Source organism: Streptomyces sp. NBC_00083, assembly GCF_026343295.1.
In the GTDB taxonomy this organism is placed as follows: domain Bacteria; phylum Actinomycetota; class Actinomycetes; order Streptomycetales; family Streptomycetaceae; genus Streptomyces.
In genome coordinates this window covers 1,601,404-1,624,103 of the sequence record NZ_JAPELY010000001.1, presented here as the reverse complement: position 1 = coordinate 1,624,103, position 22,700 = coordinate 1,601,404, and the positions used below count along the sequence as shown (strand labels likewise).

The window sequence follows — 22,700 nt, the reverse complement described above, 5'->3', positions numbered from 1 at the left end:
CGGAGCCGCGGATCGAGACGGCGCTGACGAAGCTGGTGGGCGTGCGGCATCCGATCGTGCAGACCGGCATGGGGTGGGTGGCCGGCCCCCGGCTGGTCTCGGCCACCGCGAACGCCGGCGCCCTCGGCATCCTGGCGTCCGCGACGATGACGGTGCCCGAACTGAGGCGGGCGGTGCGGGAGGTCAGCTCCCGCACCCGGGCCCCGTTCGGGGTCAACCTGCGGGCCGACGCCACCGATGCCCGCGAGCGGGTACGGATCATCGTCGACGAGGGGGTGCGTGTGGCGTCCTTCGCGCTCGCCCCCTCCCGCGATCTCATCGCCGAGCTGAAGGACGCGGGCGTCGTCGTGGTCCCGTCCATCGGCGCGCGGCGGCACGCCGAGAAGGTCGCGGCGTGGGGCGCGGACGCGGTGATCGTGCAGGGCGGCGAGGGCGGCGGTCACACGGGCGAGGTGGCGACCACCGTGCTGCTCCCGCAGGTCGTGGACGCCGTGGACATCCCGGTGATCGCGGCGGGCGGCTTCCACGACGGGCGGGGTCTGGTGGCGGCGCTCGCCTACGGCGCGGCGGGCGTGGCCATGGGCACCCGCTTCCTGCTGACCTCCGATTCGACGGTCCCGGACGCGGTGAAGGCGAAGTACCTACAGGCCTCGGTCAAGGACGTCACCGTGACCACGGCCGTGGACGGCTTGCCGCACCGCATGCTCCGTACCGACCTCGTCGCGTCGCTGGAGGCGGCGGGCCGGGTCCGGGCACTGACCCACGCGCTACGGCGGGCCTCGGGCTTCCGGAGGATCTCCGGTCTGACCTGGGCCCAGCTCGTCAGGGACGGCCTGGCGACGCGGCACGGCAAGAACCTGACCTGGAGTCAGACCCTGTTGGCGGCGAACACCCCGATGCTGCTGAGGGCGTCCATGGTCGAGGGCCGCACCGATCTCGGCGTGATGGCCTCGGGCCAGGTCGCCGGGGTGATCGAGGACCTCCCGAGCTGCGAGGAACTCATCACCCGGGTGATGCGCGAGGCGGCGCGGGTTCTCACCGCGCTGCCGACGACGAAGTGAACCCCCCTCCCCAGCAGTGGAGTTGATGATCCGATGAAGCGGTACTCCCACCCCCACCCGCACGCCCGTCCAGTGACACGTGCCAGGTCCGTGGCGATCGCGGCGGTGGCGGCCGCCCTGACCGTGGGCCTGCTGCCCGCCGCGGCCTCGGCGTCCGCCGCGCCGGCCCGACCGGCCGCGGCCCCGCACCACGCGTACGCCGCGCCGATCCACCAGGTCGTGCTCCAGGGCGCGGTCAACGTGCGTGACCTGGGCGGTTACCGGACCTACGACGGCGGACAGGTCCGGTACGGCGTCGCCTACCGCGCCGACGCGCTGAACAAGGCGACGGACCCGGACCTCTCGACGCTGGCGCGGCTCGGCCTGCGCGAGGTGGTCGACTTCCGGGTGCCGCTGGAGCTCCAGTACGACGGCCCCGACCGGCTGCCGGCCGGGGTGGCCCCGACGTCCCGCCCGGTCACCGACAGCGGCCTGTACGCGCAGACGCTGTCCGCGATCGGGTCCAGGGACCCGGCGACACAGGACGCGATGCTCGGCCACGGCAGGGCGGAGGCGCTGATGCGCGCCGAGTACCGGGCGTTCGTCTCCGACCCGGCGGCGCGCGCCCAGTTCGGGGCGACGCTGAAGGACGTGGCGTCGTCCCGCGGGCCGGTGCTCTTCCACTGCACGTCGGGCAAGGACCGTACGGGGTGGGAGAGTTACGTGCTCCTGCGCGCGGTGGGTGTCCCGGCGGCGACGGCGGAGCAGGACTATCTGGCGTCCAACGGGTTCCGCGCGGCGGCGGACGCGGGGCTGCGGGCGGGGCTGAAGCAGGCGGGGATCATGCAGAACCCGGACCTGCTGATCCCGCTCCAGGAGGTGCGGAGCGACTACTTGAACGCGGCGCTCACCCAACTGTCGTCCCAGTACGGCGACTTGTACGGCTACCTGACGCGAGGCCTGGGCCTGACCCTGGGAGACCTGACGGCCCTCCGCACTCACCTGGTCCCCTGACATGCTTCCCTTAAGGCGCGAACGGGGTCTGGGGCGGAGCCCCAGCATCCTGAACCCCAGCCCCCTCTCCCGCCCCCGGAGGGTTTCGGGAAGGGGCGGGGTGGGGTGACTCCCGGGGTCTGGGGCGGAGCCCCAGGAACCCCCCGGACTTCGAGTGCGGACCGTGCTGGGGCACCCGCGCAGTTCCCCGCGCCCCTACGTAGGGCACCCGGGACCGAGCGGATCACCGCGGCGGAGCCGGAGCGTCAGGGGCGGTCCAGACGGAAGTCGGGGCACGTGTCCGGGTCGGAGTTCTCGTACAGCACCGTCCTCGACGAATCCGCCGCGACTGCGAGCCGATCCACCGTGTCGCCCGATATCCAGTCGTGCGGCTGGGTGAAGGAGAGGCGGACCAGTGGACCGCCCGTGGAACCGGCATCGAGCTCCCACGTGCCAGAGCCCTTGAACGTCCTGCCCAGCTCCGCACGGTAGGACGGGCCCGTGGGCCAGCCCTCGACCGTGAGGGTGCCCCCACTCCACCCCGGGACGGACGCCAGCGTGAGAACGGCTCCCTGCGCCTCGTGCACCCCCCGGTACGTCCCGGCCAGATCCCCGGTGCCCACGACCGAACTCCCCGCCGGGACACAGCGCTCGGCCGCCCCGCAGCCCGTGAGCCCGAGAGCCAACAATGGGAGGGTCGCAACTATCGCGGCCATGCGCAGAAAGCGGCTCATACCTTTACTTTCCCCCGGCAGGGATGCGCTCGGTCCAAGTGATTTCCTGGCGCACGGTAGAGAGAACACCCTCATCGCGATTGGTTTTCTTGAGCCAGTCGTAGTAGCCGATGTAGTGCAGGAAGGATTCATTGCTGGTCGCGTTCTTCAACTTGTACTGCACGACGAGAGAACCGTCGGGGTCCTGCCCGCGAATCTGGTAGTCCAGCGAATAGGATCCGACGAACGCCTCGCCGAGATGCTTCGGGTCATCGGTCACAATCGCCGGAAGGTCCGTCGTGATCAGCTTCTCGAGGGCGCCTACCTTCCCACCGGCGGAGATGGAGTACTGCACGGTCCCCTGGGCGTTCCCCTCCTTGCGCCACTGATCGGCCGTGTCGGCCCGGAGCTGCTCCATGCTCTCGCTCGCACGGATCAGTTCCGTCATGGTGTCCCCTGCGTCGTAGTCCCGCTCCCGCGGCCCCTCGCCCAGAAGCCACCCGAGACCCAGGTCGTACGGATCGTCCTTGGAGGCCACGGGATAGGGCGACTTGCCCTGCATCGCTCGGTTGAGGGCGTTGTACTCCTCATAGCCGATGGTGTTGGTGGTGTCGATGTTGCTGTGCTGGGGATTGCCGTTGAACCACGGGTCGACTCCTATGTCCGACATGAGGCTGAACGCCAAGTTCTGGTCGGCGGCAATCCCTCGTTTCACGATGTCCACGAACTCGCGCTGAGCGGTCTGGATCGCCTTGTCCTCATCGGAGTCCTTGTCGATGGGTATGCACTGCCCACGGACCACCGTCGTGGATACGGTCCCGTCGGCAGCGACGTGAAGCCCCGAGGCGCTCGCCCGGCCGATCGCGGCGTGCAGATCCGCTCGCACGGACTCCAACTCGCCCAGAGCGTCGTCCAATACGCCCACCACGGCCGCCGCGACCTTGGTGGCGTTTTCGAGTTGGCGCTCGATGTCGTCGATCATGCGCCACGCGTAGGGTGCTGCGGCACCCTCCCAATACCCCTTGTTCCGCAACGGCTGGAGTATCTCGTCATGGACTCGCTTGCCGAGTTTCCCGATCTCGCGGTGCGAGGTACGCCACTGAGTGGCGAGCTTGTGGAGCGGCCCGAGATCGGTGTCCAGTATCTCCCGGTAGAACGAAGACATCAGTACCTCTCGAACGGCGATCGAGGACTTTTGACACCCCTGAAGGCCTCATCAATGGCCGCATCGGTCTTGGTGTAGTCCTTCGCTCCCGCGCGCAGACTCGCCGCGATCTGCGCAAGCCAGCCGGCCACCGTGCCGGCCTGGCTCTCCCAGTGCGTGTGAGCGGTCTTCAGTGCCAGCGCCGTCTCCCAGCCCTCCATGGCCGAGGCTGCGGCCAGCGCCGGGGCTTCCAGCGCTGCGGCGGGTTTGGTGAATGCCGTATGGATCTCGTCCGCCCTGCCCGCGGCCCCCGTCAGGATGGACGGCTCGATCTTCAGCCGTTCGCCTTCCTGGTGCCGTCCGGCCTGAGGAGCCGGCTTGAGGAACGGAGACGGTTGCTGAACCGGGTTCGGCTGTAGCGGCCGGACGGCCAACGGATCGGCGTAACTGCCGGCGGGAGGCGCTACCATCGTGCCGGCCGCCCAGGGAGCGTGGTGTTTCTCCAACTCCTCGGGCGTGAGCGGCAGTTGAGACGGTTCGGGCAGCTTGTCGTCGCTCATGTGCGGTCCCCCCTGATGATCAGCGTGCGCTGGGCACCCTAACCCGCAGTACGAGACCGCCCAAACCCGTTGAGCGACGACTCGGAGGGCTGCGCGAAAAGGCTCAGGCCCCCGACCGGCCCGTGCCGGACTGGCCGCGGCCTCGGCCGGGCTGGGAGGAGCGGGGCGATGCGCCCCGGCCGCCCTGGCCGGAGCCCTGGGTCCGCGCGCCCTGGGTACGGCCCGCGCCGCCCTGCGAACGGGCAGCACCACCCTGCGTACGGGATGCGCCCGCCTGCGTGCGAGCAGCACCGCCCTGCGTGCGAGCAGCACCGCCCTGCGTACGGGACGCGCCCTGTGAGCGGGGCGTGCCGGACTCCGTGCGGGAGGCGCCGGACTGGGTGCGCGGGGTCGACGGCTGGGTCGTGCCGCGGGTGCCCTGGCCGCCGCGGCGGCCCCGGCTGCGCCCGCCGGACGCGGCCCGCTTCGGCTCCGGCTGGGCCGGGATCTCGATGACGACCGGCACGCCGGACGGCTCGCGCGCACCCGTGAGGCGCGTCAGCTCCTCCGAGCTCGACTTGATCTCGGCCGTGCTGGGCCGGATCCCCGCGAACGACATGAGCTTGGTCATCTCGCGCTTCTCGTCCGGCAGGACCAGCGTGACGACGCTGCCCGACTCGCCCGCGCGCGCGGTGCGCCCACCGCGGTGGAGGTAGTCCTTGTGGTCGGTCGGCGGGTCGACGTTGACGACGAGGTCGAGGTCGTCGACGTGGATGCCGCGCGCCGCCACGTTCGTCGCGACCAGCGCGGTGACCTGGCCGTTCTTGAACTGGTCGAGCGTGCGGTTGCGCTGCGGCTGGGAACGTCCGCCGTGCAGCCCGGCCGCCCGCACACCGCTCGCGAGCAGTCGCTTGACCAGCCGGTCCACGGACCGCTTGGTGTCGAGGAACATGATCACGCGGCCGTCGCGCGCCGCGATGCGCGTGGTGACGGCCTTCTTGTCGGTCTCGTCCATCACGTACAGGACGTGGTGTTCCATCGTGGTGACCGCGCCGGCCGACGGGTCGACGGAGTGCACCACCGGGTCGGTGAGGAACATCCGGACCAGGCGGTCGATGTTGGCGTCGAGGGTCGCCGAGAACAGCATGCGCTGGCCGTCCGGTTCGACCTGCTTGAGCAGCGCGGTGACCTGCGGCATGAAGCCCATGTCGGCCATCTGGTCGGCCTCGTCGAGGACGGTGATGCCCACGTTCTCCAGCGAGCAGTCACCTCGCTCTATGAGGTCCTTGAGCCGGCCCGGCGTGGCGACGACGACCTCGGCACCGCGGCGCAGCGCGTTGGCCTGCTTGGTGAGGGAGAGCCCGCCGACGACGGTGGTGAGGCGGAGGTTGACCGCGGTCGCGTACGGCGTGAGCGCGTCGGTGACCTGCTGGGCCAGTTCCCGGGTGGGGACCAGGACGAGCGCGAGGGGCGCGGTGGGCTCGGCGCGCCGGCCCGCGGTGCGGGCGAGCAGGGCGAGGCCGAAGGCGAGGGTCTTGCCGGAACCGGTACGGCCGCGCCCGAGGATGTCGCGGCCGGCCAGCGAGTTCGGAAGGGTGGCGCCCTGGATCGGGAACGGCTCGGTCACGCCCTGCGCGTCGAGCGTCTTGAGGAGCGCGGCGGGCATGTCCAGGTCGGCGAAGGCCTCGACGGCGGGCAGCGCGGGGGTGAGGGTCTCCGGCAGCTTGAATTCGCCCTGCGGCGCCCCCGTGCTCCGGCCCTTGGCGGGCTTCGCGGACTTGGCGGACTTCGCGGCGGGCCGTCCGGACCCCTGGCGGCCACCGGAACCGGTACGTGAGCCGGCGGCGGCACCGGAACCTGCGCCGAAGCGCTTGCTGGTCGTGCGCGTCATACGGTTTTGCCTCCTGGGACAAGACAGCACAAGCCGGGACCCGCACCTGAGGGTGCGGGCCCCGGCTGCGAAATTCGCGAGCCGCTAATTCCGCGGCTGCAAAATACGCCTCGTCGGCGATTAGGCGGGGAGAATGTTCTCCGCCTGCAGGCCCTTCTGGCCCTGGGTGACCTCGAAGGAGACCTTCTGGCCCTCGAGGAGCTCACGGAAGCCGGAGGAGGCGATGTTGGAGTAGTGGGCGAAGACGTCGGGGCCGCCGCCGTCCTGCTCGATGAAGCCGAAGCCCTTTTCCGAGTTGAACCACTTCACGGTGCCAGTAGCCATGTCATTTCTCCTAAGACAGGGGCAGTTCCGGAAATCCGCGGATTTACGGATTCCTCGTCGCCGCATTGAGCCCATCCGGAGAAACCCCGGAAACAAATAATGCGCCTGAGGAACATTCCCGTCAGGCGCACATAAAGTATATGGGTACCAAAACTGCAACAGCCACCACGATAGCACGCTCCTGTGCGGCCCGTCCGTGGCGCACGTCACGGACGGGGAGGCCGCAGGGCCGGGCCCGGTGCCGTGCGCGGAGGCGCGTCAGAGCCGTTCGACGATGGTCACGTTGGCCTGGCCGCCGCCCTCGCACATCGTCTGCAGGCCGTAGCGCCCCCCGGTGCGCTCCAGCTCGTGCAGGAGCGTGGTCATCAGCTTCGCGCCGGTCGCGCCGAGCGGGTGGCCGAGCGCGATCGCGCCGCCGTTGACGTTGACGCGGGCCGGGTCGGCGCCGGTCTCCTTCAGCCAGGCGAGGGCGACCGGCGCGAAGGCCTCGTTGATCTCGACGAGGTCGATGGCGTCGATGGTCAGGCCCGTCTTCTTCAGGGCGTACGCGGTCGCGGGGATCGGCGCGGACAGCATGCGGATCGGGTCCTCGCCGCGTACCGACAGGTGGTGGATGCGGGCGCGCGGGGTCAGGCCGTGGTCGGCGACGGCGCGCTCGGAGGCGATGAGGAGGGCGGCCGCGCCGTCGGAGACCTGCGAGGAGCAGGCCGCGGTGATGGTGCCGCCGTCCATGACGGGCTTGAGGGCGGCCATCTTGTCGAGGGTGGTGTCCCGGCGCGGGCCCTCGTCGGTGGTGACGTCCCCGAAGGCGACGGTCTCGCGCGCGAAGCGGCCCTCGTCGATGGCGCGCAGGGCCCGCCGGTGCGAGCACAGGGCGAATTCCTCCATGTCGCGGCGCGTGATGGCCCACTTCTCGGCGATGAGCTGGGCTCCGTGGAACTGGTTGACGGGCGCGTCGCCGTAGCGGGCCCGCCAGCCCTCGCTGCCGAGGAAGGGTCCGTCGGTCAGGCCGAGCGGCTCGGCGGCCTGGCGGGAGGCGAACGCGATGGGGATCATCGACATGTTCTGGGTGCCGCCCGCCACGACCAGGTCCTGGGTGCCGGAGAGCACCCCCTGGGCGGCGAAGTGGAGGGCCTGCTGGGAGGAGCCGCACTGGCGGTCGACGGTGACGCCGGGGACCTCTTCGGGCAGCCCGGCCGCCAGCCACGAGGTGCGGGCGATGTCGCCGGCCTGCGGGCCGACCGTGTCGAGGCAGCCGAAGACGACGTCCTCGACGGCGGCCGGGTCGATGCCGCTGCGCTCGACGAGCGCCTTCAGTACGTGGGCGCCGAGGTCGGCGGGGTGGACCCCGGCGAGCCCTCCCCCGCGGCGGCCCACCGGAGTGCGTACCGCTTCGACGATGTAGGCCTCGGCCATGTCGACTCCCCATGTGTGGATGCGCGTTATGTGCGTACGGCGATTCCGTCCAGGACCATCGAGAGGTACTGGCGGGCGATCTCCTCCGGGCTGTGCAGGCCGCCGGGGCGGTACCAGGACGCGGCGACCCACACCGTGTCGCGCACGAAGCGGTAGGTGAGGCGGATGTCCAGGTCGGCGCGGAAGACCCGCGCCTCGACCCCGCGCTCCAGCGTGCCCAGCCATGCCTTCTCGAACTTCTGCTGCGAGTCGGCGAGGTAGTGGAAGCGGGGCTGCGCGGCCAGGTGGCGGGACTCCTTCTGGTAGATCGCGACGGCGGCGCGGTGCCGGTCGATCTCCCGGAACGACTCGGTGACGAGGGCTTCGATGGTCTCCCGGGGCCCGAGGCCGGCGGCGAGCACGGCGTCGTACCCCTCCCAGAGCTCGTTCAGGAAGGTCGAGAGGATCTCGTCGAGCATCGACTCCTTGGAGTCGAAGTGGTAGTAGAGGCTGCCCGCGAGCAGCCCCGCCTCGTCGGCGATCCGGCGGACGGTGGTGGCGTTGTACCCCTGGGAGGCGAACACCTCGGCGGCGGTGGCGAGGAGTTCGCTCCGCCGCTCGGGCGCGGCGCTCACCTGCGCCGCCTTCCGGGGCGCGGGCCTGTTCGGCTTGTTCGTCGGTTCGTTCGTCGGCACCCGTCCATTGTGCTGCCCCGGCTAGGCGTGCTGGCTGCTGACGGAGACGACCTCGCCGGTCAGGTACGAGGAGTAGCCGCTGGCCAGGAAGACGATGACGTTGGCGACCTCCCAGGGTTCGGCGTGGCGGCCGAACGCCTCGCGCGCGGTGAGTTCTTCGAGGAGTTCGGCGGAGGTCACCTTCACGAGGTGCGGGTGCATGGCGAGGCTGGGCGCGACGGCGTTGACGCGGACGCCGTACTCGGCGGCCTCGATGGCCGCGCACCGGGTGAGCGCCATGACGCCGGCCTTGGCGGCGGCGTAGTGGGCCTGGCCCGCCTGGGCGCGCCAGCCGACGACGGAGGCGTTGTTGACGATCACTGCGCCGCGGCCGGTCTCCCCGGACCCGGCGCTCTCCTTGAAGGCGCGCAGGGCGGCGCGGGTGCAGCGGAAGGTGCCGCCCAGCGTGACGTCGAGGACCTTGGTCCATGCCTCGTCGCTCATGTCGACGAGGGAGCACGTGCCGCCGAGGCCCGCGTTGTTGACGACGATGTCGAGGCCGCCGTGTTCGCGGGCGGCGAGCGCGAAGAGGGCGGCGACCTGGTCCTCGTCGGTCACGTCGCAGGGCAGGGAGGCGACGCGGTGCGCGCCGAACTCCGCGGCGAGCGCCCGCTCGGACTCCTGGAGGCGGCGGGTGTGGGTGTCGCCGATGACGACACGGGCGCCCTCTTCGAGGAGCCTGCGGGCGGTGGCCCCGCCGATCCCGGCGCCGGCCGCCGCGGTGACGACGGCGGTGCGGCCGTCGAGGAGGCCGTGGCCCGGCACGTACTGAGCCTTGTTGTCCGTCACGGCGCCACGTTAACCTACCAAACACTTGTTAGGGAAGGATGGTGTGCCGCACCCATGGACCTGGATCCCACGCCCGGCCAGGAGGCCTTCCGGGCCGAGGCGCGCGCCTGGCTCGCCACGCACGTGCCCGCCGTGCCGCTGCCCTCCCTGGAGACGGCGGCCGGTTTCGCCGCGCACCGGGAGTGGGAGGCGCAACTGGCCGCGGACCGCTGGTCGGTGGTGTCGTGGCCCGAGGAGTACGGGGGCCGGGGCGCCGACATCTTCCAGTGGCTCGTCTTCGAGGAGGAGTACTTCGCGGCGGGCGGGCCCGGCCGGGTCTCGCAGAACGGCATCAACCTGCTCGCGCCGACCCTGTTCGACCACGCCACACCCGAGCAGCGGGCGCGCGTCCTGCCGGACATGGCGAGCGGCGCGACGATCTGGGCGCAGGCCTGGTCCGAGCCGGAGGCGGGTTCCGATCTCGCCTCCCTGCGCTCCAAGGCCATTCGCACGCACGGGGGTTGGCTGCTCTCGGGGCAGAAGACCTGGTCGTCGCGGGCCGCCTTCGCCGACCGCGCCTTCGGCATCTTCCGCACGGACCCGGCGGCGGACAGGCCGCACCAGGGCCTCACGTATCTGATGTTCGACCTGCGGGCGCCCGGCGTGACGGTCCGCCCCATCGGCCGGCTCGACGGCAAGCCCGCCTTCGCCGAGCTGTTCCTCGACGACGTCTTCGTGCCGGACGAGGACGTCATCGGCGAGGTGGGCGCGGGCTGGCGGATCGCCATGTCGACGACGGGCAACGAGCGCGGCCTGATGCTGCGCTCCCCCGGTCGTTTCCTCGCGTCGGCCGCGCGCCTCGTGGAGCTGTGGCGGGCCTCGGGCGATCCGGCGGACACCGCGCTGCGCGACCGGGTCGCGGACGCGGTGATCGGGGCGCGCGCCTATCAGCTCTTCACCGCGGCCCACGCCTCCCGCTTCGCCGCGGGCGGGACCATCGGCGCCGAGTCCAGCCTGAACAAGGTGTTCTGGTCCGGGTACGACATCGCCCTGCACGAGTGCGCGCTCGATCTGCTCGGGCCGTACGGGGAGCTGTCCGACGACGCCGACGAGGCCCCGGAGTACGGGAGTTGGGCCGAGAACTACGTCTTCTCGCTGGCCGGCCCCATCTACGCGGGGACCAACGAGATCCAGCGCGACATCATCGCCGAGCGTCTGCTCGGCCTGCCGAAGGGCCGCCGATGAGGTTCCTGCTCACCTCGGAACAGCGCGACTTCACGCGCTCCCTCGACGCGATGCTGACCGCCGCCGACACGCCGTCCGCGGTACGGGCGTGGGGCGCGGGGGACGCGGGGCCGGGCCGGGCCCTGTGGTCGCGCGCCGCCGACGCCGGGATCCTCGCACTCGCGGCACCCGGGGCGTACGAAGACGTCGGCCCGCTGCCCGTCGAACTCGCCCTCGCCTGTGTGGAGTTGGGCCGTCATGCGGCGCCGGGCCCCTATGTGGAGACGGTGGCGGCGGCTGCCCTGCTCGGCCGGCTCGCGGAGCTCGGCGAGCCGGGACCGGCCAAGCGGCTGCTGCCCCCGGTCGTCTCCGGCGCCTGCGTGGCGAGCGTGCTGTTCCCCGGCGCGGGGCCGTACGCGCTCGACGCGGACACCGCCGATGCCGTCCTGGTCGTATCGGCCCAGTCGGCCCGGACGCGTCGGCCGGGCGGGCCGGGCCCCGAGCTGCGGCTCGCCCCCGGGCACGGTCCGGTCCAGGCCTCGGCCGATCCCGCGCGGCGGCTGTCCCGGCCGCTGCCCGGAGGTGAACTCCTCGCCGCGGGGCCCCCGTTGGCCGATGCCGTCGCGTACGCCACCGGGTGGGCGCGGCTCGCGGCGGCCGGGCAGTGCCTCGGACTCGCCCAGGCGCTGCTCGACCGGACCGTGGCGTACGTCAAGCAGCGCATCCAGTTCGGAGCGCCCATCGGCTCCTTCCAGGCGGTCAAGCACCGGCTCGCGGACACGCTGGTCGCGGTGGAGTTCGCCCGGCCGCTGCTCTTCGGGGCCGCGCTCTCGCTCGCGCCGGCTGACGTGGCCGCCGCGAAGGTCACCGCAGGTGAGGCCGCGTACGCCGCCGCCCGCACCGCGCTGCAACTGCACGGCGCGGTGGGCTACACGCAGGAGCTCGATCTGTCGCTCTGGCTGCGCAAGGCGCGCCCGCTCAGGGACGCGTGGGGCACACCCGGCGCGTGCAGGAAGCTGGTCCTGGCGGGCTGATCTCCCCGGGGGCCCGGTGCCGGTTCAGGCGTCCTCGCGCACTCCCTCGTCGCCGTTGCCGCGCCTGAGGACGCGCAGGGCGGCGCCGGGGCGCCACACCCGTACGACGAGTTCGTCGTCCTCCACATCGGTGCGCACGACTTCGGTCAGCTCGGCGCGGAAGAGGTGGAACGGCTCGGGCGGCGCCACCAGGGAGGCGAACCGCGCCATCACCGCGGGGTCGGTGACCTCCACGGCGCGCCCGCTGATCCGTACGTCGCCGTCGGCCATCTCCGCGTCCGGCCCCGGGTTGGCCTGCATCGCGAAGCGCGGGTCGCGCCGCAGGTCGCGGGCCTTCATCGAGCCCGGCATCATGCCGAGCCACATCTCACCGGCCTGGAACTCCACCTCCAGACCCGTCACCCGGGGCGAGCCGTCCTCGCGCAGGGTCGCGAGGACCTGGTGCTTGTACTGGGCGAACCGCGCCTCGACCGCGGCGGCGAACGAGCTCTCGGCTTCCTGGAACTGCGCCCAGCCGACAGCGGGGGCGGGTCTGTCCTGACCGGTCACGACATCTCCTTCGTGCTGATGTGCGGCGTCCTGACTCCAGGAAACCTCAGATACCCGACGTCCTCTGTCGGGATTACCGAAGAGGGAGGGTGACCACGGCGGTGTGGCCCTCGGCGCGCACCTCCGTGGTGCCCTCGCCGGTGAGCACCGCGTCGTACGGGTCGAGATGGACGGCGCCGGCGTGGGCGGGCGCGTCGAGGGCGACGATCAGGGCGGGCCCGGCGACGCGCAGGGCGCCGCGGACGACGGCGACCGTCGGGGCGGGCCGCCCCCTGCGGTACATCACGTTGAAGTTGACGACGGGGCCGGCCAGGAGCCGGCAGTCGGTGGGGGCGTCGCCCGGGAAGTGCTGGGGCACGAACCGCTCGTCGACCAGGCGCCGCCGGCCGTCCACCGTGAGGTCCATTCCGGCGCCCTCGACGACGGTGAGGATCCGGTCGACGCCGGGGAAGCCGGAGAACGGGCCGTCCTCGGCGACATCGGCGAGACTGACCCGCCACGCGAAGTCCGCGGTCCCCGCGCCCTCGGGATGCGCGGCGACGCCCCGGGTCACCCCGCCCCCGTTCCTCCACGGCACGGCCACCCGCCCGGCGGCCCGCAACACCTTCACCGCACGACCCCTTCCCCACGCGCCGCCCGCAGCCAGTGCGGGAACTCGCCGAGGAGCCGGTCGTAGAGCTGGGCGTCGGTCATCCGGCGCGGGTCGCTCCCGGCGGCGAAGAACCCCGCGTTGTCGACGCGCCGGAACGCGGGGACGGCCAGCTCGTCGAGCCTGCGCAGGAAGTCGAACCGGTGGCTGTCCGGATCGCCGAACCCGATGAACTGCCAGAACATCGGCAGGGCCGCCGCCTTGCAGACGTAGCGTTCGGCGGCGAGCCTGCTGCTGGGGCCGCCGTCGGTCTGGAACACGACGAGCGCGGGGGCGCTCGCTCCGCTCTCCAGGTAGTGGTCGATGACGGCGTCCATCGCCACGTGGTAGTTGGTCCGGCCCATGGGACCGAGGTTGGCGACGATCCGCTCGATGCGGCCGCGGTGGTTGTCGAGCGCGATCTCCGTCTCGGCGTCGATGCCGGTGGAGAAGAACACGACGGGGACGCGGCCGTCGTCGTCGAGGTGGGCGGAGAGCCCGAGTACGCGGTCGGCGAGCGCCTGCACGCTGCCGTCCTTGAAGTACGGGCGCATCGAGCCGGAGTGGTCGACGACGAGGTAGACGGCGGCGGTCTCGGCGTCGAGCCCATGCCGTTCGATGGACTCCGCGGCGCTCTTGTAGAGGGAGACGAGCGCGGGGGCACGCTCCTTCACGCGCTGGAGGGGCAGTGCGGGCATGCGCCTCGTCTCCGTTCGTTCGGCCTACGACGGGTCGGGGGTGTCGAGGCTACGCCAGGGCGGTGGTCATGAGGTGGTGGAGTACCTCGTGGCCCTCGGGTGTGGGGTGCAGGCCGTCGGCGAGGAGGTCGGAGCGGTCGCGCAGCGCTTCCCAGGGGTCGACATGGTCGATGTGGTGGGCGGTGCACCAGGAGCGCAGGGTCTCGCGGAGGGCCAGGGCGCGTTCGTGCGTGAAGGACAGGCCCTCATAGCGGGGGGCCCGGTCCTCGTCGAGCCAGGTGGGGCCGATGACGACCAGCCGCGCACCGTGGGCCAGGGCCGTCGCCGCCAGCGCGTCGAGGCCGGCCTCCAGGTGGCCCGGGGCGGTGCCGGCGGCCACGTCGTTGATGCCCGCCGCGACCACCAGCGTGTCGGGGAGACGGGCCGGCAGCAGGGCGGGGGTCTGCTCCGCGATCTCGGCGAGCGTGGCGCCGGGGACGGCGCAGTTGAAGACGCGGTGGTCGCTCTCGTCCCGGGCGATGTGCTGCTCCGCCAGCCGGGCCGCCCAGCCGCCCCGCGGATCGCAGCGTCCGTACGCGATGCTGTCGCCGACGATCACGACGCGGGCCGCGGGGCGCAGCGGTCGCGTGTCGAGGTAGGCCCAGGCGCTCGCACCCGAGGAGAGCCGTACGCGGCGGCGGGTGTAGTCGTCGACCTCGTAGGCATCGGCGGCGGCCAACTCGGCCTCCGTCAGGTGCAGTACGGCCCCCTCGACCTCGGCGCCGATCCGGCGCTCCAGTGTGAGGTGCACGTCGAGGCCGCTGGTGGCGATCACCGCGGGGTCGGTGATCGTGAGGGACCGTGTCGAGTGTCCGGCGAGGGCGGCCGCTGTCCGCGGGACGCGCTGCCCGAAGAGGGTCTTCTGGACGCGGTCGTCCAGAAGGGTGCCGAAGGAGAACAGGGCGTGGGGGCGGGCAGCGTTCACGGAAGTGCGGTCCTTCTGGGGCTGAGCGCGCAGGGAGACGCCCTGGGCCGTGGAACTCCTGATCGATGGTACGGCCTGGTCCGGGGCGCGGGAGTTCCTGCGCTCGCCCCCGGTCGGGCCGCCGGCGAGCGGCCCGACCCGGCTGACGCGCCGTGCCCTAGGCCTGGTTCTGGAAGGACGGCAGGGCGAAGATGCGCTCCTTGGCCGCGTCGTCCATCAGCTCCACCAGGGGCAGGACCGCGTCCCACAGGTCCTGCTCGGCGACCTCGCGGGCCAGGGCGTCCAGTTCCTCGTCGGCCAGGGTCGCCGCGGCGTTCGCGATCGCCTGGCGGGACGGGTCGGGGAGGAGTTCCGCCAGGGGGAGGAAGTCCGCCCACAGGGCCGTCGCCACGACTGCGGGGACGATGCCGTCGAGCGTGTCCGGGTCTGCCAGGGACGGGAGTCGGGCCATCGTTCGGCGGTCCTCGGGGGACAGCAGGGCCACCAGGGGCAGGAGGGACTCCCAGAGGGACTGGTCGGCCACCGTGTGGACCAGGGTGTCCAACTGGGCAGCCGGCCGGCGGGCGGTCAGGGTGGCGATGCGGGCCCGCTGCTCGGGCGGCGCCATGCCCGCGATCGCCAGGGCCTGCGGCCACAGGCCGTCGGCGGCCGACGCGATGACCCGGGCCAGGCGCTCCTCGCCCATCAACTCGATGACCCTGCCGAGGCGTTGGGGCTGGTCCATGGCGTACCCCGTGCGCAGCACCACCGCGTCGTCGACCTGCGGCAGGATGCGGGTGAGCGCCGCATCGGGCAGGTGGCCGACGAAGCGGCCCATCGTGAGGTGGTCGCCGCGTTCGGCGAGGGCGACCGAGATCCGCACCAGCAGGCCCTCGTCGAGGCGGTCGACGATGCCCGCGATGCGGCGCGGGTCCAGGTGGGCGCAGGACACGGCGGTGAAGGCGACCGGGAGCCTGTCGATGATGTCGGCGGCGCGCGCGGGTTCGAGCCGGCCGGCCACGGCGGCGGCGAGCCGGGGTCCGAGGGCCTTCTGCGAGATGGCGGCGGCGACCCCGGCGGGGACGAGCCGGGTGGCGCGGGCGATGCGGTCCAGCATGTCGGGCGCACCGTCGAACAGGGCGGCCACGGACTGTTCGCGCAGGATGCGTACGTCGTCGGCGGGGAGCGCCGCGAGGAAGCCGAGCTCGTCGGCGCGCACGTCGAGCTGGGCGGCGAGCTTCTCGGTCTCGGCGCGGGTGCGGAGCGCGTCTCGGGTGTCCATGCCTGTCACCGGCCTCACTTGAAGAGGATGCGGCGCACGGGGCCGCGGGCGAGGGCGGGCACCAGGCCGAGGGCGGCTTCGGCGGCCTCGCCGAGTCCGGCGGCGCGGCGCTCGCGTTCGGCACTCAACGCGCCTGCGAGGTAGTCGAGTTGATCCTCCGTCAGGTCGGTGACGGCGGGCGGTGGCACCGCCCCCAGCTCCGTACTCAGTCGCGACAGCGCTTCGTTGCTCACGGGACCTCCCGGTGACGGACGGCTGGTCGTCCCGAAAGGGTGGAGCGTTATTGACTATTAGTCAATACCTCGCGGGGCAGCGGGCGCCGGGCGGCCGGGCCGGACATGCCGCGACGCCCGCCCAGTCGTCCGGTCGGGGACAGTGGGGCGGGCGCCGGTCAGTTCCGTACGTCGTTGTACGGGACGATGAGGGTCAGACCATCAGGGAGCGGTCCGTGGGGCGGATCGGGGCGGGCAGGTCGCTCGCGCCGGTCAGGTAGCGGTCGACACCGCGCGCGGCCGAACGGCCCTCGGCGATCGCCCAGACGATCAGGGACTGGCCGCGGCCCGCGTCACCGGCGACGAACACGCCGTCGACGTTGGTCGCGAACTCCGCGTCACGGGCCACGTTGCCGCGCTCGTCCAGTTCGAGGCCGAACTGCTGGACGAGGCCGTTGGCCTGGTCGGTGCCGGTGAAGCCCATGGCGAGCGTGACCAGCTGCGCGGGGATCGAGCGCTCCGTGCCGGGCTTCGGGGTCAGCTTGCCGTCGATGAACTCGACCTCGGTGAGGTGCAGCGACTGCACGTTGCCGTCCTCGTCGCCCTCGAAGTGGGTGGTCGAGACGGAGTAGACCCGCTCGCCGCCCTCCTCGTGCGCGGAGGTCACCTTGTAGAGCATGGGGAACGTGGGCCAGGGCTGGCCCGGGTTCCGCTCCTCGCCCGGCCTCGGCATGATCTCCAGCTGGGTGACGGAGGCCGCGCCCTGGCGGTGGGCGGTGCCCACGCAGTCCGCGCCGGTGTCGCCGCCGCCGATGACCACGACGTGCTTGCCCTCGGCGGTGATCGGCGGGGTGACGAAGTCGCCCTCCTGCACCTTGTTCGAGAGCGGCAGGTACTCCATCGCGAAGTGGATGCCGTTCAGCTCGCGGCCCGGGACCGGCAGGTCGCGCGAGACGGTGGCGCCGGCCGCGATGACGACCGCGTCGTACCGCTTGCGGAGCTTCGCCGCGTCGATGTCGCGGCCGATCTCGACCTCGGTGCGGAACTTGGTGCCCTCCGCGCGCATCTGCTCGATGCGGCGGTTGATGTGCACCTTCTCCATCTTGAACTCGGGGATGCCGTAGCGCAGCAGGCCGCCGATGCGGTCGGCACGCTCGTACACAGCGACCGTGTGGCCCGCCCGGGTCAGCTGCTGGGCGGCGGCCAGGCCCGCGGGGCCCGAGCCGATGACCGCGACGGTCTTGCCGGAGAGCCGCTCGGGCGCCTGCGGCCGGACGTCGCCGGTGTCCCACGCCTTGTCGATGATGGAGACTTCGACGTTCTTGATGGTGACGGCGGGCTGGTTGATGCCGAGCACGCACGCCGACTCGCAGGGCGCCGGGCACAGCCGCCCGGTGAACTCCGGGAAGTTGTTGGTGGCGTGCAGGCGCTCGGAGGCGGCCTGCCAGTCCTCGCGGTAGGCGTAGTCGTTCCACTCGGGGATCAGGTTCCCCAGCGGACAGCCGTTGTGGCAGAACGGGATGCCGCAGTCCATGCAGCGCCCGGCCTGCTTGCTGATGATCGGCAGCAGCGAACCGGGAACGTAGACCTCGTTCCAGTCCTTGACTCGCTCGCCCACCGGGCGGGTCTTGGCGACCTCGCGTCCGGTGGTCAGGAAGCCCTTGGGGTCAGCCATTGGTCGCCGCCTCCATCATCTTCTCGGTGGTCTCCTGCTCGGAGAGACCGGCGAGCTCAGCGGCGTCCTTGGCGGCGAGCACTGCCTTGTACGTGGTCGGGATGATCTTGCTGAAGCGGTCCACGTGCACGGACCAGTCGGCGAGCAGCTTCTCGGCGACCGTGGACGCGGTCTCCTCGAAGTGGCGGCGCACGACGTCGTGCAGCCACTGCTTGTCGGTGTCGCTCAGGGCCTCGATGGCGCCCAGGTTCCCGGAGTTGACGTTGTCCCGGTCGAGGTCGATGACGTACGCGATGCCACCGGACATGCCGGCCGCGAAGTTGCGCCCGGTCTCGCCGAGGACGACCGCGTTGCCGCCGGTCATGTACTCGCAGCCGTGGTCGCCCACGCCCTCCGAGACGACGGTGGCCCCCGAGTTGCGGACGCAGAAGCGCTCGCCGGTGCGGCCGCGCAGGAACAGCTCGCCGCCGGTCGCGCCGTACGCGATGGTGTTGCCCGCGATCGTGGAGTACTCGGCGAGGTGGTCGGCGCCCCGGTCCGGGCGGACCACGACGCGGCCGCCGGAGAGGCCCTTGCCGACGTAGTCGTTGGCGTCGCCCTCCAGGCGCAGCGTCACGCCGCGCGGCAGGAAGGCGCCGAAGGACTGGCCCGCCGAGCCGGTGAAGGTGATGTCGATGGTGTCGTCGGGCAGGCCCGCACCGCCGAACTTCTTCGTCACCTCGTGGCCGAGCATGGTGCCCACGGTCCGGTTGATGTTGCGGATCGCGATCTGCGCGCGGACCGGCTGGGCGGCCTCGGGGGTCTCGGCTTCCAGGGCGTCGGCGGCGAGCTTGATGAGCTCCTTGTCGAGCGCCTTCTCCAGGCCGTGGTCCTGCTCGATCACCGCGTGGCGCACGGCGCCCTCGGGCAGCTCGGGCACGTAGAACAGCGGCGCGAGGTCGAGGCCCTGGGCCTTCCAGTGGGTGACGGCCCGGTCGGTGTCGAGGAGTTCGGCGTGGCCGACGGCCTCCTCGATCGTACGGAAACCGAGCTCGGCGAGGATCTCGCGGACCTCTTCGGCGATGAACTCGAAGAAGTTCACGACGAATTCGGGCTTGCCGGAGAAGCGGTCGCGCAGCACCGGGTTCTGGGTGGCGATGCCGACCGGGCAGGTGTCCAGGTGGCAGACGCGCATCATGACGCAGCCGGAGACGACGAGCGGCGCGGTCGCGAAACCGAACTCCTCGGCGCCGAGCAGCGCGGCGATGATGACGTCGCGGCCGGTCTTGAGCTGGCCGTCGGTCTGCACCACGATGCGGTCGCGCAGGCCGTTGAGCAGCAGCGTCTGCTGGGTCTCGGCGAGGCCGAGCTCCCAGGGACCGCCCGCGTGCTTGAGGCTGGTCAGCGGGGACGCGCCCGTCCCGCCGTCGTGGCCGGAGATGAGGACGACGTCCGCGTGGGCCTTGGAGACGCCCGCGGCGACCGTGCCGACGCCGACCTCGGAGACGAGCTTCACGTGGATGCGCGCGGCCGGGTTGGCGTTCTTGAGGTCGTGGATCAGCTGAGCCAGGTCCTCGATGGAGTAGATGTCGTGGTGCGGCGGCGGCGAGATGAGGCCGACGCCCGGGGTGGAGTGCCGGGTCTTGGCGACCCACGGGTAGACCTTGTGGCCGGGCAGCTGGCCGCCCTCGCCGGGCTTGGCGCCCTGCGCCATCTTGATCTGGATGTCGTCCGCGTTGACCAGGTACTCGCTGGTCACACCGAAGCGGCCGGAGGCGACCTGCTTGATGGACGAGCGGCGCGCCGGGTCGTACAGGCGGTCCGCGTCCTCGCCGCCCTCGCCGGTGTTGGACTTGCCGCCCAGCTGGTTCATGGCGATGGCGAGCGTCTCGTGGGCCTCGCGCGAGATGGATCCGTACGACATGGCGCCGGTGGAGAAGCGCTTGACGATCTCGGAGACCGGCTCGACCTCGTCGAGGGAGATCGACGGGCGCTCACTGGTGAAGCCGAACAGGCCGCGCAGCGTCATGAGCCGCTCGGACTGCTCGTTCACGCGGTCCGTGTACTGCTTGAAGATGTCGTACCGCTTGTTGCGCGTGGCGTGCTGGAGGCGGAAGACCGTCTCCGGGTCGAACAGGTGCGGCTCGCCCTCGCGGCGCCACTGGTACTCGCCGCCGATCTCCAGGGCACGGTGCGCCGAGGGGATGCCGGAGGCGGGGTACGCCTTGGCGTGGCGGGCGGCGACCTCCTTGGCGACGATGTCCAGGCCGGCGCCGCCGATCTTGGTGGCGGTGCCGATGAAGTACTTCTGCACGAAGGCCTCGTCGAGACCGACGGCCTCGAAGACCTGGGCGCCGCGGTAGGAGGCGACCGTGGAGATGCCCATCTTGGACATGACCTTCAGGACGCCCTTGCCGAGCGCGTAGATCAGGTTGCGGATCGCCTGCTCGGGCTCCAGGCCGTCGATGAAGGTGCCGGCCCGCACGAGGTCCTCGACGGACTCCATCGCGAGGTACGGGTTGACCGCGGCGGCGCCGAATCCGATGAGCAGCGCGACGTGGTGCACCTCGCGGACGTCACCGGCCTCGACCAGCAGGCCCACCTGGGTGCGCTGCTTGGTGCGGATGAGGTGGTGGTGGACGGCGGCGGTGAGCAGCAGCGACGGGATCGGCGCGTGCTCGGCGTCGGAGTGCCGGTCGGACAGGACGATCAGGCGGGCGCCGGCCTCGATGGCGGCGTCCGTCTCCTGGCAGATGGCCTCGATGCGGGCGGCGAGCGCGTCGCCGCCGCCGGAGACCCGGTACAGGCCCGACAGGGTGGCGGCCGTCATGCCCGGCATGTCGCCGTCGGCGTTGATGTGTATCAGCTTCGCCAGCTCATCGTTGTCGATGACCGGGAAGGGCAGCGTGACGCTGCGACAGGAGGCCGCGGTCGGCTCCAGGAGGTTGCCCTGGGGGCCGAGCGTGGAGCGCAGGCTGGTGACGAGCTCTTCACGGATCGCGTCCAGCGGCGGGTTGGTGACCTGCGCGAACAGCTGCGTGAAGTAGTCGAAGAGCAGCCGGGGCCGGGCCGAGAGCGCGGCGATCGGCGAGTCGGTGCCCATGGAGCCGAGCGGCTCGCCGGCGGTGCGGGCCATCGGCGCGAGGATGACGCGGAGCTCTTCCTCGGTGTAGCCGAAGGTCTGCTGGCGGCGGGTGACCGAGGCGTGGGTGTGCACGATGTGCTCACGCTCGGGCAGGTCCTCCAGCTCGATCTCGCCGGCTTCCAGCCACTCCTGGTACGGGTTCTCGGCGGCGAGGGACGCCTTGATCTCGTCGTCCTCGATGATGCGGTGCTCGGCGGTGTCGACGAGGAACATCTTGCCGGGCTGGAGGCGGCCCTTGCGGACGACCTTCGCGGGGTCGATGTCGAGGACGCCGACCTCGGAGGAGAGGACGACGAGGCCGTCGTCGGTCACCCAGTAGCGGCCGGGGCGCAGACCGTTGCGGTCGAGGACCGCGCCGACCTGGACGCCGTCGGTGAAGGTGATGCAGGCCGGGCCGTCCCAGGGCTCCATCATCGTGGAGTGGAACTGGTAGAAGGCGCGGCGGGCCGGGTCCATCGACTCGTGGTTCTCCCACGCCTCGGGGACCATCATCAGGACCGAGTGGGGCAGCGAGCGTCCGCCGAGGTGGAGGAGTTCGAGCACCTCGTCGAAGGACGCGGAGTCCGAGGCGTCCGGCGTGCAGACGGGGAAGATCCGGTCGATCTTGCCGGCGCCGGAGTTGAACAGGTTGGAGGCGAGCTGGGACTCGCGGGCCACCATCCAGTTGCGGTTGCCCTTGACCGTGTTGATCTCGCCGTTGTGCGCGACGAAGCGGTACGGGTGGGCCAGCGGCCAGCTGGGGAAGGTGTTGGTCGAGAACCGCGAGTGCACGAGGGCGACGGTGGTGGCGCAGCGGCGGTCGGAGAGGTCCGGGAAGAACGGCTCCAGCTGGCCGGTGGTCAGCATGCCCTTGTAGACGATGGTCCGGGCGGAGAGCGACGGGAAGTAGACACCGGCCTCCCGCTCGGCGCGCTTGCGCAGCACGAAGGCCTTGCGGTCGAGCGCGATGCCCGTGGCACTGCCGTCGCCGACGAACAGCTGACGGAAGGCGGGCATGGTGGCGCGGGCGCCGTTGCCGAGGAGTGCGGGGGTGACGGGGACCTCGCGCCATCCCAGGACCGTGAGTCCTTCTTCACCGGCGATCGTCTCGATCCGCGAGACGGCCTCGTCGGTCTCCTCCAGCGGCAGGAAGGCGATGCCGACGGCGTAGGAGCCGGCCTCGGGCAGCTCGAAGTCGGTGACCTCGCGCAGGAACACGTCCGGGACCTGGAGCAGGATGCCGGCGCCGTCTCCGGAGTCGGGCTCGGAGCCGGTGGCACCGCGGTGTTCCAGATTCCGCAGTACGGTCAGCGCCTGCTCGACCAGCTCATGGCTGGCAACACCGGTGAGGGTGGCCACGAACCCGACGCCACAGGCGTCGTGCTCGTTACGGGGGTCGTACATCCCCTGCTGGGCGGGGCGACCGTCCATGGGCGACCAGGCGTCGGAACGCATCGGCTCTCCCGTCGTCGTCGTGGCATGTTCGAAGCCGAGGGACGACGTTGGCCCTCTGCGAAATTTTGTGCAGGTTACATGATGGAACGTATCTCGGGAACCGGATAGTTCATTCCAACATGCGGACACCCGGGTGCGAGCTTCATTGCTCGCGAGTCGCACAGAAGTGCGGTGATGGGTGTGTACGGCCTATGCCCGGCGGCGGAAGATCCGAAACCGCCGAGTAACGATTAGTTATGTGGCCGTCTGCATACTCCCGCCATTCTACGGCCCGGGGCCCCGCAGCGGGCAGGACGAATGTCACACGGGGCGGAGCCGATCGGCTCCGCCCCGTGTGAGGGTCCTGATGTCGCGCG

20 protein-coding genes are annotated in these 22,700 nt (G+C 71.5%); 4 read left to right on the top strand and 16 right to left on the bottom strand.

Translation table 11 applies throughout. The annotated features are described in order from the left end of the window. Window positions 1–11 precede the first annotated feature (11 nt). Both OOJ98_RS07060 and OOJ98_RS07055 read left to right on the top strand, forming a co-directional pair. Window positions 12–1,061, top strand: a complete 1,050-nt coding sequence (locus OOJ98_RS07060; protein WP_267055547.1) for a nitronate monooxygenase family protein — start codon at window positions 12–14, stop codon at window positions 1,059–1,061. A 72-nt stretch (window positions 1,062–1,133) separates the two neighbouring features. Continuing rightward, complete coding sequence (locus tag OOJ98_RS07055; RefSeq protein ID WP_267053754.1) at window positions 1,134–2,054, top strand: tyrosine-protein phosphatase; 921 nt, start codon at window positions 1,134–1,136, stop codon at window positions 2,052–2,054. Between the two features lie 245 nt (window positions 2,055–2,299). Here OOJ98_RS07055 and OOJ98_RS07050 read toward each other — a convergent pair whose 3' ends face one another. The 8 genes from OOJ98_RS07050 to OOJ98_RS07015 form a co-directional block, all read right to left on the bottom strand. Then, window positions 2,300–2,719 (bottom strand): hypothetical protein, encoded by a 420-nt coding sequence (locus tag OOJ98_RS07050; protein ID WP_267053753.1) that lies wholly within the window; start codon window positions 2,717–2,719, stop codon window positions 2,300–2,302. A gap of 52 nt (window positions 2,720–2,771) precedes the next feature. Continuing rightward, the gene (locus OOJ98_RS07045) at window positions 2,772–3,911 is read right to left on the bottom strand and encodes a hypothetical protein (RefSeq protein ID WP_267053752.1); all 1,140 of its coding nucleotides are present in this window, start codon (window positions 3,909–3,911) and stop codon (window positions 2,772–2,774) included. Further along, complete coding sequence (locus tag OOJ98_RS07040) at window positions 3,911–4,450, bottom strand: hypothetical protein (protein ID WP_267053751.1); 540 nt, start codon at window positions 4,448–4,450, stop codon at window positions 3,911–3,913. Before OOJ98_RS07040 ends, OOJ98_RS07045 begins: the two co-directional genes overlap by 1 nt. Window positions 4,451–4,553: 103 nt before the next feature. Continuing rightward, complete coding sequence (locus OOJ98_RS07035) at window positions 4,554–6,320, bottom strand: DEAD/DEAH box helicase (protein WP_267053750.1); 1,767 nt, start codon at window positions 6,318–6,320, stop codon at window positions 4,554–4,556. Between the two features lie 120 nt (window positions 6,321–6,440). Next, complete coding sequence (locus tag OOJ98_RS07030) at window positions 6,441–6,644, bottom strand: cold-shock protein (protein WP_053727847.1); 204 nt, start codon at window positions 6,642–6,644, stop codon at window positions 6,441–6,443. A gap of 258 nt (window positions 6,645–6,902) precedes the next feature. After that, window positions 6,903–8,060 (bottom strand): acetyl-CoA C-acetyltransferase, encoded by a 1,158-nt coding sequence (locus OOJ98_RS07025; RefSeq protein WP_267053749.1) that lies wholly within the window; start codon window positions 8,058–8,060, stop codon window positions 6,903–6,905. Between the two features lie 26 nt (window positions 8,061–8,086). Continuing rightward, window positions 8,087–8,674, bottom strand: coding sequence for a TetR/AcrR family transcriptional regulator (locus tag OOJ98_RS07020; protein WP_267055546.1), 588 nt, complete (start codon window positions 8,672–8,674; stop codon window positions 8,087–8,089). Between the two features lie 81 nt (window positions 8,675–8,755). Continuing rightward, window positions 8,756–9,562: an SDR family oxidoreductase gene (locus OOJ98_RS07015; protein ID WP_267053748.1), complete on the bottom strand. Its 807-nt coding sequence runs from the start codon at window positions 9,560–9,562 to the stop codon at window positions 8,756–8,758. A gap of 54 nt (window positions 9,563–9,616) precedes the next feature. Between OOJ98_RS07015 and OOJ98_RS07010 the strand changes: the two genes are divergently transcribed. Both OOJ98_RS07010 and OOJ98_RS07005 read left to right on the top strand, forming a co-directional pair. Beyond that, window positions 9,617–10,786: an acyl-CoA dehydrogenase family protein gene (locus OOJ98_RS07010; protein ID WP_267053747.1), complete on the top strand. Its 1,170-nt coding sequence runs from the start codon at window positions 9,617–9,619 to the stop codon at window positions 10,784–10,786. Beyond that, window positions 10,783–11,799: an acyl-CoA dehydrogenase family protein gene (locus tag OOJ98_RS07005; protein ID WP_267053746.1), complete on the top strand. Its 1,017-nt coding sequence runs from the start codon at window positions 10,783–10,785 to the stop codon at window positions 11,797–11,799. The genes OOJ98_RS07010 and OOJ98_RS07005 overlap by 4 nt, the downstream gene beginning before the upstream one ends. 24 nt (window positions 11,800–11,823) lie before the next feature. Here OOJ98_RS07005 and OOJ98_RS07000 read toward each other — a convergent pair whose 3' ends face one another. From OOJ98_RS07000 to gltB, 8 genes are all read right to left on the bottom strand, one after another. Further along, a complete protein-coding gene (locus OOJ98_RS07000; RefSeq protein ID WP_267053745.1) occupies window positions 11,824–12,348 on the bottom strand; it encodes a pyridoxamine 5'-phosphate oxidase family protein in 525 nt (174 codons plus the stop codon). A 73-nt stretch (window positions 12,349–12,421) separates the two neighbouring features. Beyond that, window positions 12,422–12,958, bottom strand: coding sequence for a HutD family protein (locus tag OOJ98_RS06995; RefSeq protein WP_267053744.1), 537 nt, complete (start codon window positions 12,956–12,958; stop codon window positions 12,422–12,424). Next, window positions 12,955–13,674 carry a VWA domain-containing protein gene (locus OOJ98_RS06990; RefSeq protein ID WP_267053743.1) on the bottom strand — a complete coding sequence of 240 codons (720 nt, stop codon included), beginning with the start codon at window positions 13,672–13,674 and terminating at the stop codon, window positions 12,955–12,957. Before OOJ98_RS06990 ends, OOJ98_RS06995 begins: the two co-directional genes overlap by 4 nt. Window positions 13,675–13,723: 49 nt before the next feature. Further along, complete coding sequence (locus OOJ98_RS06985; protein ID WP_267053742.1) at window positions 13,724–14,638, bottom strand: GDSL-type esterase/lipase family protein; 915 nt, start codon at window positions 14,636–14,638, stop codon at window positions 13,724–13,726. A gap of 157 nt (window positions 14,639–14,795) precedes the next feature. Beyond that, window positions 14,796–15,899 carry a hypothetical protein gene (locus tag OOJ98_RS06980; RefSeq protein WP_267053741.1) on the bottom strand — a complete coding sequence of 368 codons (1,104 nt, stop codon included), beginning with the start codon at window positions 15,897–15,899 and terminating at the stop codon, window positions 14,796–14,798. Between the two features lie 14 nt (window positions 15,900–15,913). Continuing rightward, entirely contained in the window at window positions 15,914–16,132 is a 219-nt protein-coding gene (locus OOJ98_RS06975) for a hypothetical protein (RefSeq protein WP_267053740.1), read from the bottom strand. 193 nt (window positions 16,133–16,325) lie between these two features. Then, the gene (locus OOJ98_RS06970) at window positions 16,326–17,786 is read right to left on the bottom strand and encodes a glutamate synthase subunit beta (RefSeq protein ID WP_267053739.1); all 1,461 of its coding nucleotides are present in this window, start codon (window positions 17,784–17,786) and stop codon (window positions 16,326–16,328) included. Further along, entirely contained in the window at window positions 17,779–22,344 is a 4,566-nt protein-coding gene (gltB, locus tag OOJ98_RS06965) for a glutamate synthase large subunit (protein WP_267053738.1), read from the bottom strand. The genes OOJ98_RS06970 and gltB overlap by 8 nt, the downstream gene beginning before the upstream one ends. Between the last annotated feature and the right edge of the window lie 356 nt (window positions 22,345–22,700).

What these genes read in the sequence shown, in the direction of transcription:
- OOJ98_RS06990 (WP_267053743.1), bottom strand. Translation starts at nt 13,674, where the DNA reads ATGCCCGCACTGCCCCTCCAGCGCGTGAAGGAGCGTGCCCCCGCGCTC.
- OOJ98_RS06980 (WP_267053741.1), bottom strand. Translation starts at nt 15,899, where the DNA reads ATGGACACCCGAGACGCGCTCCGCACCCGCGCCGAGACCGAGAAGCTC.
- gltB (WP_267053738.1), bottom strand. Translation starts at nt 22,344, where the DNA reads ATGCGTTCCGACGCCTGGTCGCCCATGGACGGTCGCCCCGCCCAGCAG.
- OOJ98_RS07030 (WP_053727847.1), bottom strand. Translation starts at nt 6,644, where the DNA reads ATGGCTACTGGCACCGTGAAGTGGTTCAACTCGGAAAAGGGCTTCGGC.
- OOJ98_RS07040 (WP_267053751.1), bottom strand. Translation starts at nt 4,450, where the DNA reads ATGAGCGACGACAAGCTGCCCGAACCGTCTCAACTGCCGCTCACGCCC.
- OOJ98_RS07035 (WP_267053750.1), bottom strand. Translation starts at nt 6,320, where the DNA reads ATGACGCGCACGACCAGCAAGCGCTTCGGCGCAGGTTCCGGTGCCGCC.
- OOJ98_RS07045 (WP_267053752.1), bottom strand. Translation starts at nt 3,911, where the DNA reads ATGTCTTCGTTCTACCGGGAGATACTGGACACCGATCTCGGGCCGCTC.
- OOJ98_RS07025 (WP_267053749.1), bottom strand. Translation starts at nt 8,060, where the DNA reads ATGGCCGAGGCCTACATCGTCGAAGCGGTACGCACTCCGGTGGGCCGC.
- OOJ98_RS07005 (WP_267053746.1), top strand. Translation starts at nt 10,783, where the DNA reads ATGAGGTTCCTGCTCACCTCGGAACAGCGCGACTTCACGCGCTCCCTC.
- OOJ98_RS06970 (WP_267053739.1), bottom strand. Translation starts at nt 17,786, where the DNA reads ATGGCTGACCCCAAGGGCTTCCTGACCACCGGACGCGAGGTCGCCAAG.
- OOJ98_RS07010 (WP_267053747.1), top strand. Translation starts at nt 9,617, where the DNA reads ATGGACCTGGATCCCACGCCCGGCCAGGAGGCCTTCCGGGCCGAGGCG.